The sequence below is a fragment of the Pseudomonas neuropathica genome, assembly GCF_015461835.1.
In the GTDB taxonomy this organism is placed as follows: domain Bacteria; phylum Pseudomonadota; class Gammaproteobacteria; order Pseudomonadales; family Pseudomonadaceae; genus Aquipseudomonas; species Aquipseudomonas neuropathica.
Genome location: NZ_JACOPX010000005.1, coordinates 1 through 14,969, shown reverse-complemented (window position 1 = coordinate 14,969; position 14,969 = coordinate 1). Strand labels below are relative to the sequence as shown.

Sequence of the window (14,969 nt, the reverse complement as noted above, 5' to 3'; positions counted from 1 at the left end):
TCGGCTCAGCGCAAAAAGGCCAATGCTTCGGCGAGCAACGGTTCGGGGATTTCTTCGGCAATGTAGTGGCCGGCGGGCAATGCCTGACCGCTGACGTTCGACGCCACTTGCTGCCATTCCTTGAGCGGATCGAAGCAGCGCCCGACCGTACCTTCGGCGCCCCACAACACGCGCAGCGGTAGATTCAGCTGATGCCCGGCGGCAATGTCGGCGCGGTCGTGCGCAAGATCAATGCCGGCGCTGGCGCGGTAGTCTTCGCAGATGCCGCGAGCGCTGCCCGGTCGTTGCAGGCAGCGCAGGTATTCGCCAAAGGCTGCATCGGTAAACGGCTTGAACCCGGCGCTGCGGCTGCCCATCACGCTGCGCAGATAGCCTTCCGGATCCGCTTCGATCAGGGTTTCCGGCAGTGGTGCCGGGCGAATCAGGAAGAACCAGTGCCAATACGCGCGGGCGAAGGCTTCGTTGGTTTGCGTATACATCGCCAGGGTCGGGGCGATGTCGAGCAGCATCATGCGCTGCACGGCGTTCGGGTGATCAAGCGCGAGACGATGGGCGACCCGCGCGCCACGGTCGTGAGCGAGAATCGAAAACTGCTCGAAGCCCAGCGCCTGCATCAATTCGACATTGTCGCGGGCCATTTCGCGTTTCGAGTAATGGGCGTGCAGCTCATCAGCGGCCGGGCGGCTGCTGTCGCCATAACCGCGCAGGTCGGCGGCGACCACGGTGAAGTGTTCGGCCAGTTGTTCGGCAATCTTGTGCCAGATCACATGGGTCTGCGGGTGCCCGTGCAACAGCAACAGGCCCGGGCCGCTGCCGCCGAGGCGGTAGGCGATGTCGACGCCGTTGACGTGGCGCTGGTCTTTGCGGAATCCGGCAAACATCGGGCTGATCCTTGTTCAGGGGGCTGGTTGGCTGCATCCTGAAATCGTCCGGCGTTCGCGGCAAGGGGCAAAGCGTGGTGGGCCGGTTCATGAAGTGTGTTGATGACGCTCGGGTTGCCAGTGCCGGCCCCTTCGCGAGCCTGCTCGCGAAAAGGTCAGCCCAGACAACCAAGAAGCTAGCCTTGGCTAAACATCTCCATCGCCCGCTGCTTGATCTGTTCTTCAGTCAGATCTTCCTTGCGCGAGGCCAGAAACCACAGATGCCCATACGGATCCTTCAACGTGCCGCTGCGATCACCGTAAAACTGATCCTTGACCTCGGACACCGTCGTCGCCCCCGCGTCCAGCGCTCGCTGAAAGAACTTGTCGACATCGGTCACGTACAGATGCAAACCAACTGACACGCTTTTATCAGGATTGCTCAACGGTCCCTGATCGCACGGCGAACCGAGCATGATCGCGCTGTCGCCAATACGCAGTTCAGCGTGGCCGATGCCGCCGTCGGGCATGTCCAAACGCATGACTTCGGTGGCGCCGAAGGCTTTTTTATAGAAATCGATGGCCTCGGCCGCTTTGTGGATGCCGAGATACGGGGTAATGCTGTGATACCCCTCGGGGATGGGTTTGACGCTCATGACGTTCTCCCTGAATTGTTGTTCTATGGGACAGGACTCCACCGGATTTGTGGAAGATTCACTATAGAACCGTCCTCGCCGTGCAGGTTTTTGCCCGACGAGCAGTCAATCCTTTGGAAAGTGCGGCCCCGGGCCTTGTTCGCCGAGCACATCGCCCTGATTGCGCAGCGGGCAAGCCTCCATCGACAAACACCCGCAACCGATGCAGCCATTGAGCCGGTCACGCAGTAGCGTCAGTTGTTCGATCCGTTCATCCAGTTCCCGGCGCCATTGCTGCGAAAGGATTTTCCAGTCCGCCGCGCTGGGCGCACGATCATCCGGAAGGATTTTCAGCGCCTCGCCAATCTCCGCCAATGGAATCCCCAGCCGCTGCGCGACTTTGATCAACGCCACCCGGCGCAGCACTTCGCGCGGATAACGGCGCTGATTGCCGGCATTGCGCTGGCTCTTGATCAAGCCTTTGGACTCATAAAAGTGCAGGGCGGTGACGGCGACACCGCTGCGCGCCGCGACTTCGCCGACTGTTAACTGCTTGTGCACATTTTCTTTGCTGATCATCTGCAGACAGCTCTTGACCTTGACTTAACTAGAGGTTTTACCCTGCAGGTCTTCGAGTCGCAAGGCTCGTCTTACGCTGAGTGGGGGCATTCCATGAACAACCGCAGTTTTACCCAATTGATCGAATTTGAAATCGAACCACGCCAACAACCTGCGCTGGTGACCGCACTATCGAGGCAAACCGAGCGTCTGGCTCAGCGCTACGACGGTTTTGTCAGTGCCAGTGTGCAGGCCAGCGATGACGGCCGGCGCGTGCTGAGTTTTCTCCAGTGGCAGACCCGCGAGGCTGGGGAGGCGGCGTTTCGCAGCTTTGAAAGCGGCGAGCAGGACTTCTGGCAGCTGATTCACACCCATCAGGCGAAAACCATCACCTTCAATTCGTTTCAGGTGTTGAGCAGCATCGCCCGCAGTCCCGACGATGCGCTGCACTGCCATCTGGTTGGCTAGATCGACAACTGGATCAAGCGCTCGCCTTGCAGGTTTTCTGTGAGTCGCCGCTTGTTCACCGCCAGTTCGCCGATCTTGATCAGCCGCGTGCGCGTGACGTTGCGGCTCAGACCGAGCAGTGCTGCGGTGTGCACCTGGTTGTAATGGCAAAAGCGATACGCCGCGCGCAGCAAGGCGTCTTCGACTTTCTCGTGCAAAGCACCGGCCTGTTGCGCGAACAGTTTTTGAAAGGCCTGTTCCAGCAACGCTTCCGGTGAATCATCAGCGCTGCTGTGATGATCGTCCGGGCGCTCGATACGCAGGTTCGACAGGCGCAGATCATCGCGTTCGATCACGCCGTTGCGGCAGATCAGCAGGGTGTGATGGATGACGTTTTCCAGTTCACGAATGTTGCCCGGCCAACTGTAGCCACGCAGTTTGTGCTCGGCACCGGGGCTGATGCTGACGCGGCCATAACCGAGGCGCTGGCTGTAGGCCTCGATAAAATGGCGCGTGAGCGGGAGGATATCGCCGGGACGCTCACGCAACGGGCTCAATTCCAGATTGACCACGTTGAGGCGGTAATACAGATCCTCGCGGAAATGGCCGGCATTGATGGCTTTCTCCAGCTGCACGTTGGTCGCTGCCAGCACCCGCACATCGATGGGAATGCTTTTGCGCGAGCCCAGCCGCACCACTTCGCGCTCCTGCAACACCCGCAGCAACTTCACCTGAATCGCCATCGGCAGATCGCCGATCTCATCGAGAAACAACGTGCCGCCATCCGCTTCCTCGAACCACCCGGCCTTGGCACTCAGGGCACCGGTGAACGCGCCTTTTTCATGACCGAATAATTCCGCTTCCACCAGCGACTCGGAAAACGCCCCGCAATTGACCGCGATAAACGGCCGATGACGGCGGTTGCTGAGGTTATGAATATGCCGCGCTACCAGCTCTTTGCCGGTGCCGGTCTCACCGATGATCAGCACACTGGCTTCACTCGGCGCAACCTGTTGCAAATGCGCGAGCAGGGCCTGGGATTTCGGGTCTTCGAACACCTGCGCGGTGGCGCGGATCGACGTGGCGAGCGCGGGGGAGGGCGGTAGGGTCAGCAGTTGCATGAGCTCGTCCTTCTTTTTAGTTCAAATGCAGGCAGGTCAGGAATAGAAAGTCGGCACCGGCAGCGACTGGTTCAGCGCCCAGTCGCCCAGCTCATGGAGTTTGTAGTCCAGCGGGTCGTGCAGGGTTTGCGTGCGCAGGTTGCGCCAGTGGCGATCGAGGCGCAGGGAAGCGTGGGTGGAACGCGCGCCGGTCACTTCGAACAGACGGCTGCAAATCTCCAGGCCCTGACGGCTGGCGGCAACTTTCGCGGTGGCAATCGCTGTCGCGACTTGGCCGCGCTCTTCGGCGCTGAGATTCGCGCCTTTGGCCCAGGCCTCATCGAGCAACGCCGCCGCCCGTTCGACCAACAGGCGAATGCCTTCCAGCGCCACCCAGAACTCGCCGTAATGCGCGAGCACGTAGGGATCTTCGCGCACATCGCGGGCCGTGGATTTATGCCAGAGCCGGGTTTCGCTGAGGGTGTATTGCCGCGCTTCTTCAAAGGCGCCTTCGGCAATCCCGAGAAACATGTGTGTGAAGGTCAGCTGTGCGATCAGTGGCCGTAAACAAGCGAACGGCGTGCTCAACGGACCGGGATCGAGCAGCAGTTCCGATTCTTCGACGCGTACTCGTTCAAACGTCGCGCTACCGCTATCGGTCTGGCGCTGGCCGATGTTGTTCCAGTCGTTGTGCAGGGTGATACCACTGCGGCCGCTGGGAATCGCCGCGATCAGTAACTTGCCGCCGGCGCTTTCATCGACGGCCGAGGCGATCAGCATTTGTGAGTCGCTGGCGCCGGAACAGAAGCTTTTCTTCCCGGAAAACTCGCGCCAGCCACCGAGGTCCTTGACCACGGTACGGGTGTCGAGCGGGTTCAGTGCGTTGCCCCAGAACCAGTTCTGCCGCGCGGTCTGTTCGAACCACGGCTGCCATTGTTCCGGCCGGGAAAACAGGCGCACGGTGGCGAGCATCAAATGATGAAAACCGAAAACGTGGGCGATCGAGCTGTCGACCTTGGCGAATTCGCGAACGACCTGCAGGGTTTCACTCCAGCTCGCGCCGAGGCCGCCGTAGCGGGTGGGAATGCTCAGGGCCAGCAGGCCGCTGTCGCGCAGGGCATCGCGCTCGACTTTTGGCGTGCCACCACGTTCGTCACGTTCGACGGCGGTCAGGGCAAACTCGGCAGCCAGTTGGCGGGCGCTCTGCAATGGGGATAACAAAGTACTTTGCGGTTTGGCGGTCACACCAACACTCCTGAATTCACTCAGCTCCTACACAAGAGATCCGGTTTACGCCGAGGCTTTTGTGGGCAGCACATCGTTGGCAATCATTTCGCCAAACGGCCCGGTCAGATTGGTCACGCCACGCCCGGCCAGACTGGCGTAAGGCTCGGGCAACAGCGGGAACACCAGCTCGGCAAAGCGGTAAGCCTCCTCCAGATGCGGGTAACCGGAAAAGATGAAACTCTCGATGCCCAGATCCGCGTATTCCTTGATCCGCGCCGCCACTTGCTGCGGATCGCCGACCAGCGCCGTACCGGCACCGCCACGCACCAGACCGACACCGGCCCACAGATTTGGAGCGATCTCGAGGTTATCGCGACGACCATCGTGCAAAGCCGCCATGCGTCGTTGACCTTCCGAGTCGAAGCGCGAGAAGGATTTCTGCGCGGCCTCAATGGTCTCGTCGCTGATGTGTTCGATCAGTTTGTCCGCCGCTTTCCACGCCTCTTCGGCGGTCTCGCGCACGATCACATGCAAGCGGATGCCGAACTTCACCTTGCGCCCATGCCGCGCCGCTCGTTCGCGCACGTCGGCGAGTTTTTCCGCAACCGCGGCGGGTGGTTCGCCCCAGGTCAGATAGACATCGACCTGTTCGGCGGCCAGATCATGCGCGGCATCGGAGGAGCCGCCGAAGTACAGCGGCGGATAGGGTTTCTGCACGGGCGGATAGAGGGCTTTGGCGTTCTGCACCTTCAGGTGTTTACCGTCGAAATCCACCGCCTCGCCCTGCAACACGCGGCGCCAGATTTTCAGGAATTCATCGGTGACTTCATAGCGCTCGGCGTGACTGAGAAAACTGCCGTCGCCACGGTTCTCGTCCGGATCGCCGCCGGTCACGACGTTGATCAGCAAACGGCCGTTGGATAACCGGTCAAGCGTCGCAGCCATGCGCGCCGACACCGTCGGCGAGATGATTCCCGGACGGATCGCCACCAGATAACGCAGACGTTCGGTCAACGGCACCAGCGCCGAGGCGATCACCCAGGAGTCTTCGCAGGAGCGTCCGGTGGGGATCAGCACGCCGTGGTAGCCGAGGCTGTCAGCCGCCTGCGCCACTTGTTTCAGATAGTTGAGGGTGACCGGGCGCGCACCTTGGGTAGTGCCCAGATAGTGACCATCACCGTGGGTCGGCAGGAACCAGAAAACATCCATGAACGGCTCCTCAGGCGATTTTCAGCAAGGGTTTGATTTGTGTGGCGAACAGCGGCGCGGCACGTTCGGCCGCCAAGCGGATGCGCGCCTTCAGCAGCTCGCTGGTGATCTGGTAATCGGCGAAGTCGGCTTCGGTGGCGTACACGCCGATCGGCAAGGTCATGGCCTGGAAGAAGCTGAACAGCGGGCGCAACTGGTGATCGAGCACCAGCGCATGGCGTTCGCTGCCGCCGGTAGCGGCTAGCAGCACCGGGGTGTCGATCAAGGCGTTGAGGTCGATCAGGTCGAACAAGTGCTTGAGCAGGCCCGGGTAGGAACCGCGATAAACCGGAGCGGCAACGATCAGCAGATCGGCCTGTTCAATGGCTTGCAACTCGGCCTCAACCTCTGCACTGAGTTCCTGACGCGACAGCGCGCCGCCGAGCGGGCGAGCGATATCACCGAGTTCGATCAAATGGCTTTCAATGGACAAGTGCTCGGCCAGTTCGGCGATCAAAGCTTGGGTCAGTACCAGGGTGCGGGACGGACGCCAGGTGCCGCCGGAGAGGGCGACGACTTTCAGGGGACGCGACATGATCAGTTCCTTTTTTCAACAGTTGCTCAGCGAGCAGTGAGTGAGTCACCGGGTCAGAGCAAGCGCTGTACCAATTCCTGGAAGCCCCGGTTTACAAGGCGTTGAGCGTTAGCGCGGCGGTCGCCCCTGTGAGTAGCAGGGCGCTTTGTTGAATCAGTGTTGGCTGAGCAACAGTTGCTGGAGCAACAGTGCTCAGCGCATGCAGGGAGTTATAAAGGCAGTTTGTTATTCCGCAAAAGAACGTTAATTGATATTTATAGAACGTTAAGAGATATGCGCCAGCACGTGTCGATTTCCTGATAGCCACTATTGAGCGCGTTGATTTCTGCGCAAGCGTGCCCGGGCGTAGCCTTTGTCCATCGACTCCCCATTGCTCGCCAGGACGCTCCCATGAATCGTTTACTGACTGTCTCCCTGTTGCTCGCTGTCTCCGTACTCGCCGGTTGTGCCGGACATGTTTCGCCTGAACTGCGTCCTTACACCGATGAAGAATCCCGCGAATTGGCGATGGAAGCACTGAATCGCAGCGGCTTGTCCTTCGACGAATACCACGCCAAAAAAGCCCAACTGCTCGGCCAGTCGCAGTTCGACAAAAAAGCTGAAATGAGCGCCGAACGTGCCGTACAGCTGCACGGTCGTCCTAGCTGAAAACAAACTGTACTGCTGGAAGTTTTACCCAACTGTCCGTGGGCTTGCCGGGCGGCGTGGGATAGGGTCAACACCTGAATGACCCTGATGGATTGCCTGCCATGAACCTCTCGCTTGACCTGCTGCTGGGCTTTGCCCTGTTTGCCCTTGTCACCTCGATTACGCCGGGGCCGAACAACACCATGTTGCTGGCATCGGGGGTGAACTTTGGCTTCAATCGCACCATTCCGCACATGCTCGGGATCACTTGCGGTTTCTTCGTTCTGGTTGTCGCAGTGGGCTTCGGCCTCGGTGCGGTGTTTCAGACCTACCCGATTCTCTACACGGTTCTGCGCTATGTCGGCGCGGCCTATCTGCTGTATCTGGCTTGGAAAATTGCTCACTCGGGACCGGTCGGCGACAGCGCCGAAGGCGAGGCGAAGCCGATCAGCTACCTCGGCGCGGCCGCGTTTCAGTGGGTCAATCCCAAGGCGTGGATCATGGCCATCGGCGCCATCAGCACCTACACGCCGATGCAGGGTTATTTCACCAATGTCGTGGTGATTGCCGCGGTGTTCGCCATCATCAACCTGCCCAGCGTCGGCGTCTGGGCGGCGTGTGGCACGTTGTTGCGCAATGTGCTGAAGGATCCGCGCTGGTTGCGCGTGTTCAACTGGGGCATGGCGGCGCTGTTGGTGATTTCGCTGTACCCGTTACTTCTCGAAAGCTTTAGCTGACGCATCGCTTCAACCGCAGGCCGGATGCCTGTTAAGCTCGACTTCAGGAGCGTTCCTACGCACTTTTAAATGAAGTTGTTCTTCTTTAACGGCATCCGATCAGGTATTGATGACGCTCTCGAACCGACGCGCAGCTCACAAGGCTGCGCCGTGCCGTTTGCAGACACGAGCCTCCTGATCCCGGAACACGCTCTGCGAGTCTTTTATGAACACACGTCCGTTGTATTTCGATTACGCCGCCACCACCCCGGTTGACGAGCGGGTCATCCAGGTGATGATCGAGTGTCTGGGGTTTCACGGTAACTTTGGCAACCCGGCTTCCAGCTCCCACGCGTTCGGCCAGCAAGCCCGACACACGGTCGAGCAGGCCCGCCGACAGGTCGCCGCACTGGTCGGCGCCAAGGCTGAGCAGATCGTCTGGACCTCCGGTGCCACCGAGTCCAATAATCTCGCGCTCAAAGGCGTGGCGCAGGCCCGCGGTGTCCCCGGCGGCCACATCATTACCAGTCAGATCGAACACAAAGCCATTCTCGATACCGCCCGCCAATTACAGGACGCCGGCATCGCCGTGACCTATCTGGTGCCGGACGCCGATGGCCTGATCACCCCGCAAGCGGTCAGTGAAGCCATGCGCGACGACACCTTTCTGGTGTCGCTGATGCTGGTCAACAACGAGTTGGGTACCGTCAATGATGTTCAAGCGATTGGCGAAGTGGTGCGTAGTCGCGAGGCGTTGTTCCATGTCGATGCGGCGCAGGGCGCCGGCAAAGTGGCAATCGATCTGGGGCAGTGGCCGGTGGATCTGATGTCCTTCTCCGCACACAAACTCTACGGCCCCAAAGGCATCGGCGCGTTGTACGTCGGCCCTCGGGCGCAGCAGCGGTTGCAGGCGCAGATTCACGGCGGCGGACACGAAGGTGGCTTGCGCTCCGGGACGTTGGCGACGCACCAGATTGCCGGCATGGGCGCAGCGTTCGCGCTGGCCGCCGAGACGTTCGATGATGAGAAAAAAACTATCGTCGCGTTGCGTGAACGCTTGCTCGAACAACTGCTCAGCCTGCCGGGCGTACGCCTCAATGGTTGCGCCACTCAGCGCATTCCGCACACTTTGAGCCTGACCTTCAGCGAAGGCGAATTCAACAGCGCGGCGTTGAGCCATTCGATTGCCTTTTCCGCGACCTCGGCCTGCAACTCGGCCAGTAACACGCCATCCCACGTGTTGTTGGCGCTGGGACATGATGCACATCTGGCAGGTCGCACCATTCGCTTGAGTCTCGGCCGTTTCACCACCGCCGAGGATATCGACAAGGCTTGTGCATTGATCAAGACCGCCTGCGCCAGTGCTCCGGCATTCTGGGCGACCGGGCTTTAAACGAGCCGACCTCTCGGCTACGAACAATAACGATGAAGTGATTAGCAGGAGACATGATGAGTACCCAGACCTCGACCGAAGGATCGGTGCCCCAGCGCCTGGCGCAGACCCGTGAACTGATGCGCCGTGAAGGCATTCATGCGTTGTTGGTGCCGTCCGCTGACCCGCACTTGTCGGAATACCTGCCGGGTTACTGGCAGGGCCGGCAGTGGTTGTCGGGCTTCCATGGTTCGGTCGGGACGTTGATCGTCACCGCTGATTTCGCCGGTGTCTGGGCCGACAGCCGTTATTGGGAGCAAGCGACCAAGGAGCTCAAGGGCAGCGGCATCGAACTGGTCAAACTGCAACCGGGTCAACCGAGTCCGCTGGACTGGCTGGCCGAGCAAACACCGGAAGGTGGTGTGGTCGCGGTTGACGGTGCGGTGATGGCCGCGGCATCGGCGCGTACCCTGAGCAGCAAGCTGGAAGCACGCGGTGCGCGTCTGCGTACCGATATCGATCTGCTGCAGGAAGTCTGGAGTGATCGTCCGGGCCTGCCGAATGCACCGATCTATCAGCATCTGCCACCGCAGGCGACGGTCAGCCGTGGCGAGAAACTCGCCAAACTGCGCGAAACTTTGCGGGAGCGCGGGGCCGACTGGCATTTCATCGCCACCCTCGACGACATTGCCTGGCTGTTCAACCTGCGGGGCGGCGATGTGTCGTTCAACCCGGTGTTTGTTTCGTTTGCCTTGATTGATCAGCAGCAGGCGACGTTGTTCGTGGCGCTGAGCAAAGTTGACGGCGAATTGCGCGCTGTGCTGGAACAGGATGGCGTAACGCTGCGTGATTACAGCGAAGTCGCTGATGCCCTGCGTGCCGTGCCGAGTGGCGCGAGCCTGCTGGTCGACCCGGCGCGCGTTACCAGCGGCTTGCTGGATAACCTCGACAGCACGGTGAAGCTGGTCGAAGGCCTGAACCCGACCACGTTGGCCAAGTCGCAGAAAAGTGAAGCCGATGCTCAACACATCCGCCAAGCGATGGAACAGGACGGTGCGGCGCTGTGCGAATTCTTTGCCTGGCTGGAATCTGCGTGGGGCCGCGAACGTATCACCGAACTGACCATCGACGAGAAGCTCACCGCTGCTCGCGAACGTCGTCCGGATTATGTGTCGCTGAGCTTCAACACGATTGCCGCGTTCAACGCCAATGGCGCCATGCCGCATTACCACGCTACCGAAGAAGAGCATGCGGTGATCGAGGGTGACGGCTTGTTGCTGATCGACTCGGGCGGCCAATACCTGGGCGGCACCACGGATATCACGCGAATGGTGCCGGTCGGTACGCCGAGCGAAGAGCAGAAGCGCGATTGCACGCGCGTGTTGAAAGGTGTGATTGCGCTGTCGCGTGCGCAGTTCCCGAAAGGCATTCTCTCGCCGCTGCTGGACGCCATTGCCCGTGCGCCGATCTGGGCCGACAGCGTGGATTACGGTCACGGCACCGGTCACGGCGTTGGCTATTTCCTCAATGTCCATGAAGGCCCGCAGGTGATTGCCTATCAGGCCGCGCCGGCACCGCAGACGGCCATGCAGCCGGGGATGATCACGTCGATCGAGCCGGGTACATATCGTCCGGGCCGTTGGGGTGTGCGTATCGAGAACCTGGCGATGAATCGCGAGGCGGGTAGCAGCGAATTCGGTGAGTTCCTCAAGTTTGAAACCTTGACGCTGTGCCCGATCGACACGCGTTGCCTGCTGCCGGCGCTGCTGACTGAGGAAGAGAAGCAATGGTTTAACGCTTACCACGCACAAGTGCGTGAGCGCTTGAGTCCGTTGCTTGAAGGGGCTGCGCTGGAATGGTTGAACACCCGTACTGCGGCGATCTGATCGGCTGAATTCAGGCGCTGTGTCCAGCGCCTGAATGATCGCTTAGCCTTGGCGCAAGGCTTCCTCAACGAAGTCGAGCCGATCCTGGCCGAAGAACAGCTGATTACCGATGAACATGCTGGGGGCGCCGAACACGCCGCGTTTAACCGCCGTTTCGGTGTTCTCCTTAAGCGCTGCTTTGACAGATTCATCGTTGCTCAGCGCCAGAACTTCCTGCGGGTCGAAACCGTTTTCGCTCAGTACCGCGACGACAGTCGCGGGCTCGTCGAGGCTGCGTCCTTCAACCCACAGCGCCGTGAACAGACAATCGATAAACGCCTCAAAGCGTTCTGGCTGACGCAACTGGATACCCGTGACGGCACGCATCAGCATCAGTGTGTTGATCGGGAAATGCGGATTGAATCTCAGCGGCACCCCGTAGCGTTTCGCGTAGCGATCCAGATCCTGAAACATATACCGACCCTTCGCCGGAATCATTGCCGGTGACGCGTTGCCGGTTGCCTTGAATACGCCACCGAGCAGCATCGGGATGTAAATCAGCTCACTGTTCGTCTCGGCACAAATCTTCGGCAATTGGGTGTAGGCCAGATAGGTGGCAGGGCTGCCAAGGTCGAAATAGAACTCCACGGTTTTAGTCATTTTCGCGTCTCTGTCGTTATTGTTATGGCGTTCGCTTACCAGCGTTCATTCCAGGGGCGCAGATCCAGCTCGAACGTCCAGGCATCCCGCGGCTGACTGTGCAGATACCAGTAGTTCTCGGCGATGTGCTCGGGATTGAGGATGCCATCCTGATCCTTGGTCGCGTACTTTTCGGGAAAACTGTTGCGAATGAAATCGGTGTCGATCGCTCCATCGACCACCACATGGGCGACGTGGATGTTCATCGGCCCGAGCTCCCGCGCCATGCTTTGCGCCAGGGCGCGGATACCGTGCTTGGCACCGGCGAAGGCGGCGAATCCGGATGAGCCGCGAAGTCCGGCGGTGGCTCCGGTGAAGAGAATCGTGCCGCGATTGCGCGTGACCATGCGTTTGGCTACTTCCCGAGCATTGAGGAAGCCTGAGAAGCAGGCCATTTCCCAGATCTTGAAATATTTGCGGGCAGTTTCTTCGAGGATGCTGCATGGCACATTGGCGCCGATATTGAACACAAAGGCTTCGATCGGACCGAGGCGGGTTTCGATGTCTTCGATCAGGGTGATGACGTCTTCTTCCTTGCGCGCATCGCAGGCAAAGCCGTGGGCCTCGCCGCCTTCAGCCTTGATCGCGTCCACCAGCGGTTGCAATTTGTCGGCGCTGCGCCGGGTAACGCAGGCGACGAATCCCTCCCTGGCAAAACGCTTGGCAATCGCCCCACCCGTGGCATCGCCGGCGCCAACCACTAATACGACCTTCTTGTTATTCATGGGTATATCCCTTTATTAAACGATCGTTAAGTGAACGAACGTTATGCTAGGATCCAGATCACGTCAAGGCAGTCGATTCGAGGGCAAACACATGCGTTACTCCGCCAGTCACAAGTTGGAAACCCGGGAAAAGCTATTGCAGAGCAGCTCGCTGTCAGCAAAGCGTTCGGGGTTTTCCACGGTAGGCGTCGACGGATTGATGAAGGCTATCGGATTGAGTGGCGCGGCGTTCTACAGTCACTTTTCGTCGAAAGATGCGTTGTTCACCGCCATCGTCGAGCGAGAGTTGGGGCAAAGCCTTGAGCGACTGGGGGGCGAGGGCGCGCAGGATCGTGAGCGACTGGAGCGCTGTCTCAAGCACTATCTGAGCATGGCTCACGTAGAACAACCTGAAGCCGGTTGCGCGTTGCCGGCGCTGGGCGCGGAAATTGCCCGATCGGATATCCAAGTACGCGAGCAAGCCGAGTTATGGATTCGTCGGCTGCAAGAGCGCTGGGCACAGATACTTGAGAGTGAGACCCTGGCATGGTCGGTGCTGTCGCAATGCGTTGGGGCATTGGTGGTGGCGCGTATGTTGGCCACGCCGGACGTTCAGCAAGCGGTGCTGAAGTCCAGTCATGAAGAGATTGGCCGGCAGATCGCCGGGCAGCGCTGATCTATTTACAGATGACAATCATGCTGCGACTGGTGTAACCCGCAGGATTGAGACCGAACGGGTAATCGCCGGGTTCTTCCACTGTGTCACCGGATTTGGCGATGACCTTATAGCCTTTCGGCAAGCAAGCATTGGCGGCGCTGGCGTAGCATTTGTCCCAGGAGGACGATAGCCCTGAGCAGTTGATGTGCAGCCCTTTTTTTCCGCGTTTTACCTTGGTTTCCGAAGTCGCCGCACAACCCGCAATAGCCAGTATGGCGATCAGTATCAAAATTCGTTTCATTACCGTCCTTATAGCGGCCACGAGTCTAATGCTCGGGTTTGCCTGTGTTCGCCTGCGCTCTAAGCGTTTTGAAATCCCTGTCCGAAAAAATCCATGTCTGGCATTGGGTTACGGGTCTAAACATGGCCTAAATACGCACCAATTGCCAGACCTTCGTCAAAACCTCTTTCAATCAGCCGCTATTGCAGGCTTCGCGGCGCTACCCATGGTCATGGTTGCGCCGACAGACGCCAGAATAATGCACAGGATCGCCATCCATTGTGACAGTGTGAGGAATTCGTGCAGAAACAGCAGGCCCGATAAGGCTCCGAAAGCCGGTTCGATACTCATCAGTGTGCCGAATGTCCGTGCCGGCATGCGGGTAAGGGCGACCATCTCCAGTGTGTAAGGGAGGGCGGTGGATAGAATGGCGACGCCAATGGCAATGGGAATCAGGGAGGGGGTCAAAAGCGCTGAACCAGCATGCACGATGCCAATAGGGGCCACGAACAATGCCGCGATCATTACGCCTAATGCAGCGGTCGTCACACCGTTATCGGCACCTGCCTTCTGGCCGAACAGGATATAGAGCGCCCAACAGATACCGGCTCCCAGTGCATACCCGGCACCGACCAGATCGATTCCGGCGCTGGTGGCACCTGTTGGAATCAGCAACATCAATCCCGCGGCGGCGAGAGCGATCCAGAGAAAGTCGATGGCACGACGGGAGGCATAGATGGCTACAGCCAGAGGCCCGGTGAACTCGAGGGCAACGGCAATCCCCAGCGGCACAGTACGCAATGACATATAGAAGAGGAAGTTCATTCCGCCTAGAGCCATGCCGTAAACGATGACCGTGCGTAGCGACTTGGCGGTCAGCCTGGCTCGCCAGGGACGCAGTATCAACAGCATGATTACACTGGCAAAGATCAGCCGCAGCGTAGTGGTTCCCTGAGCGCCAACGATGGGGAACATGCTTTTGGCAAGTGAGGCGCCGGACTGGATTGATGCCATGGCTATTAATAGCAGGCCAACCGGGAACAGCATTGAGGCAAGAGAGCGTGGCTGGTCATTCATTGCGCGGCATCGTCCAAGGTAAAAAAACAGGGTTTTATTTTGATAGTGGGCAATATACTGCGCATTCGTTGCGATTACGTCTATATAGAGGTCGTCTTTTCCGCCAATCGATAGAAAAGTGAAATTAACGGTTGACGGCAGATTCAGGATGTCTATAATTCGCCCCACTTCCGGCGCAGTCGAAACGGAAAACTCCTTGAGATTCAATGAGTTATGCAGGTTTCGACAGCAGGTTGCTTCAGTTCATCGAAGCCAGAAGGAAGTTGAAAAAGAGGTGTTGACAGCAGCGTGTAACGCTGTAGAATTCGCCTCCCGCTGACGAGAGATCGGAAGCGCAAGTGGTTGAAGTTGTTGAAGAATT

17 protein-coding genes are annotated in these 14,969 nt (G+C 59.3%); 6 read left to right on the top strand and 11 right to left on the bottom strand.

The window, feature by feature from the left end; all coding sequences use genetic code 11:
• Window positions 1-5: 5 nt before the first annotated feature.
• From H8F23_RS07825 to soxR, 3 genes are all read right to left on the bottom strand, one after another.
• On the bottom strand, window positions 6-881 hold the full coding sequence (locus H8F23_RS07825) for an alpha/beta hydrolase (RefSeq protein ID WP_194933958.1): 876 nt from the start codon (window positions 879-881) through the stop codon (window positions 6-8).
• A 176-nt stretch (window positions 882-1,057) separates the two neighbouring features.
• Complete coding sequence (locus tag H8F23_RS07820; protein WP_194933957.1) at window positions 1,058-1,516, bottom strand: VOC family protein; 459 nt, start codon at window positions 1,514-1,516, stop codon at window positions 1,058-1,060.
• Between the two features lie 105 nt (window positions 1,517-1,621).
• A complete protein-coding gene (gene soxR / locus H8F23_RS07815; protein WP_150694230.1) occupies window positions 1,622-2,074 on the bottom strand; it encodes a redox-sensitive transcriptional activator SoxR in 453 nt (150 codons plus the stop codon).
• A 93-nt stretch (window positions 2,075-2,167) separates the two neighbouring features.
• On the opposite strand from soxR, the gene H8F23_RS07810 reads away from it, so the two are divergent.
• Entirely contained in the window at window positions 2,168-2,521 is a 354-nt protein-coding gene (locus H8F23_RS07810) for an antibiotic biosynthesis monooxygenase (RefSeq protein WP_093435009.1), read from the top strand.
• On the opposite strand, the gene H8F23_RS07805 is transcribed toward H8F23_RS07810, so the two are convergent.
• From H8F23_RS07805 to msuE, 4 genes are read right to left on the bottom strand one after another with little or no spacing between them, the layout of a single operon-like run.
• Entirely contained in the window at window positions 2,518-3,621 is a 1,104-nt protein-coding gene (locus tag H8F23_RS07805; RefSeq protein ID WP_099756810.1) for a sigma-54 interaction domain-containing protein, read from the bottom strand. The two genes, H8F23_RS07810 and H8F23_RS07805, sit on opposite strands and share 4 nt — an antisense overlap.
• Before the next feature lie 36 nt (window positions 3,622-3,657).
• A complete protein-coding gene (locus H8F23_RS07800; RefSeq protein ID WP_194933956.1) occupies window positions 3,658-4,845 on the bottom strand; it encodes an acyl-CoA dehydrogenase family protein in 1,188 nt (395 codons plus the stop codon).
• Window positions 4,846-4,890: 45 nt separating this feature from the next.
• Window positions 4,891-6,036: an FMNH2-dependent alkanesulfonate monooxygenase gene (gene ssuD, locus H8F23_RS07795; protein ID WP_007949711.1), complete on the bottom strand. Its 1,146-nt coding sequence runs from the start codon at window positions 6,034-6,036 to the stop codon at window positions 4,891-4,893.
• A 10-nt stretch (window positions 6,037-6,046) separates the two neighbouring features.
• Window positions 6,047-6,610, bottom strand: coding sequence for an FMN reductase (msuE, locus tag H8F23_RS07790; protein WP_093434995.1), 564 nt, complete (start codon window positions 6,608-6,610; stop codon window positions 6,047-6,049).
• Between the two features lie 390 nt (window positions 6,611-7,000).
• Between msuE and H8F23_RS07785 the strand changes: the two genes are divergently transcribed.
• The 4 genes from H8F23_RS07785 (at window position 7,001) to H8F23_RS07770 (ending at window position 11,211) form a co-directional block, all read left to right on the top strand.
• Window positions 7,001-7,258 (top strand): hypothetical protein, encoded by a 258-nt coding sequence (locus H8F23_RS07785; RefSeq protein WP_093434993.1) that lies wholly within the window; start codon window positions 7,001-7,003, stop codon window positions 7,256-7,258.
• Between the two features lie 101 nt (window positions 7,259-7,359).
• Window positions 7,360-7,974 (top strand): LysE family translocator, encoded by a 615-nt coding sequence (locus tag H8F23_RS07780; protein ID WP_034155169.1) that lies wholly within the window; start codon window positions 7,360-7,362, stop codon window positions 7,972-7,974.
• A 205-nt stretch (window positions 7,975-8,179) separates the two neighbouring features.
• Window positions 8,180-9,346 (top strand): cysteine desulfurase family protein, encoded by a 1,167-nt coding sequence (locus H8F23_RS07775; protein WP_194933955.1) that lies wholly within the window; start codon window positions 8,180-8,182, stop codon window positions 9,344-9,346.
• Window positions 9,347-9,402: 56 nt separating this feature from the next.
• Window positions 9,403-11,211 (top strand): aminopeptidase P family protein, encoded by a 1,809-nt coding sequence (locus H8F23_RS07770; protein ID WP_194933954.1) that lies wholly within the window; start codon window positions 9,403-9,405, stop codon window positions 11,209-11,211.
• 42 nt (window positions 11,212-11,253) lie between these two features.
• On the opposite strand, the gene H8F23_RS07765 is transcribed toward H8F23_RS07770, so the two are convergent.
• Together H8F23_RS07765 and H8F23_RS07760 are read right to left on the bottom strand one after the other, a co-directional pair.
• Entirely contained in the window at window positions 11,254-11,850 is a 597-nt protein-coding gene (locus H8F23_RS07765; protein WP_194933953.1) for a 2-hydroxychromene-2-carboxylate isomerase, read from the bottom strand.
• Window positions 11,851-11,885: 35 nt separating this feature from the next.
• Window positions 11,886-12,614 (bottom strand): SDR family oxidoreductase, encoded by a 729-nt coding sequence (locus H8F23_RS07760; protein WP_194933952.1) that lies wholly within the window; start codon window positions 12,612-12,614, stop codon window positions 11,886-11,888.
• Window positions 12,615-12,705: 91 nt separating this feature from the next.
• Here H8F23_RS07760 and H8F23_RS07755 point away from each other — a divergent pair, with 91 nt between their 5' ends.
• Window positions 12,706-13,269, top strand: a complete 564-nt coding sequence (locus tag H8F23_RS07755; protein ID WP_194933951.1) for a TetR/AcrR family transcriptional regulator — start codon at window positions 12,706-12,708, stop codon at window positions 13,267-13,269.
• Between the two features lies 1 nt (window position 13,270).
• Here the strand turns inward: H8F23_RS07755 and H8F23_RS07750 are convergent, their stop codons facing one another.
• Both H8F23_RS07750 and rhtA read right to left on the bottom strand, forming a co-directional pair.
• Complete coding sequence (locus H8F23_RS07750) at window positions 13,271-13,552, bottom strand: hypothetical protein (protein ID WP_093434980.1); 282 nt, start codon at window positions 13,550-13,552, stop codon at window positions 13,271-13,273.
• 168 nt (window positions 13,553-13,720) lie between these two features.
• Window positions 13,721-14,608, bottom strand: coding sequence for a threonine/homoserine exporter RhtA (rhtA, locus tag H8F23_RS07745; RefSeq protein WP_095048642.1), 888 nt, complete (start codon window positions 14,606-14,608; stop codon window positions 13,721-13,723).
• Between the last annotated feature and the right edge of the window lie 361 nt (window positions 14,609-14,969).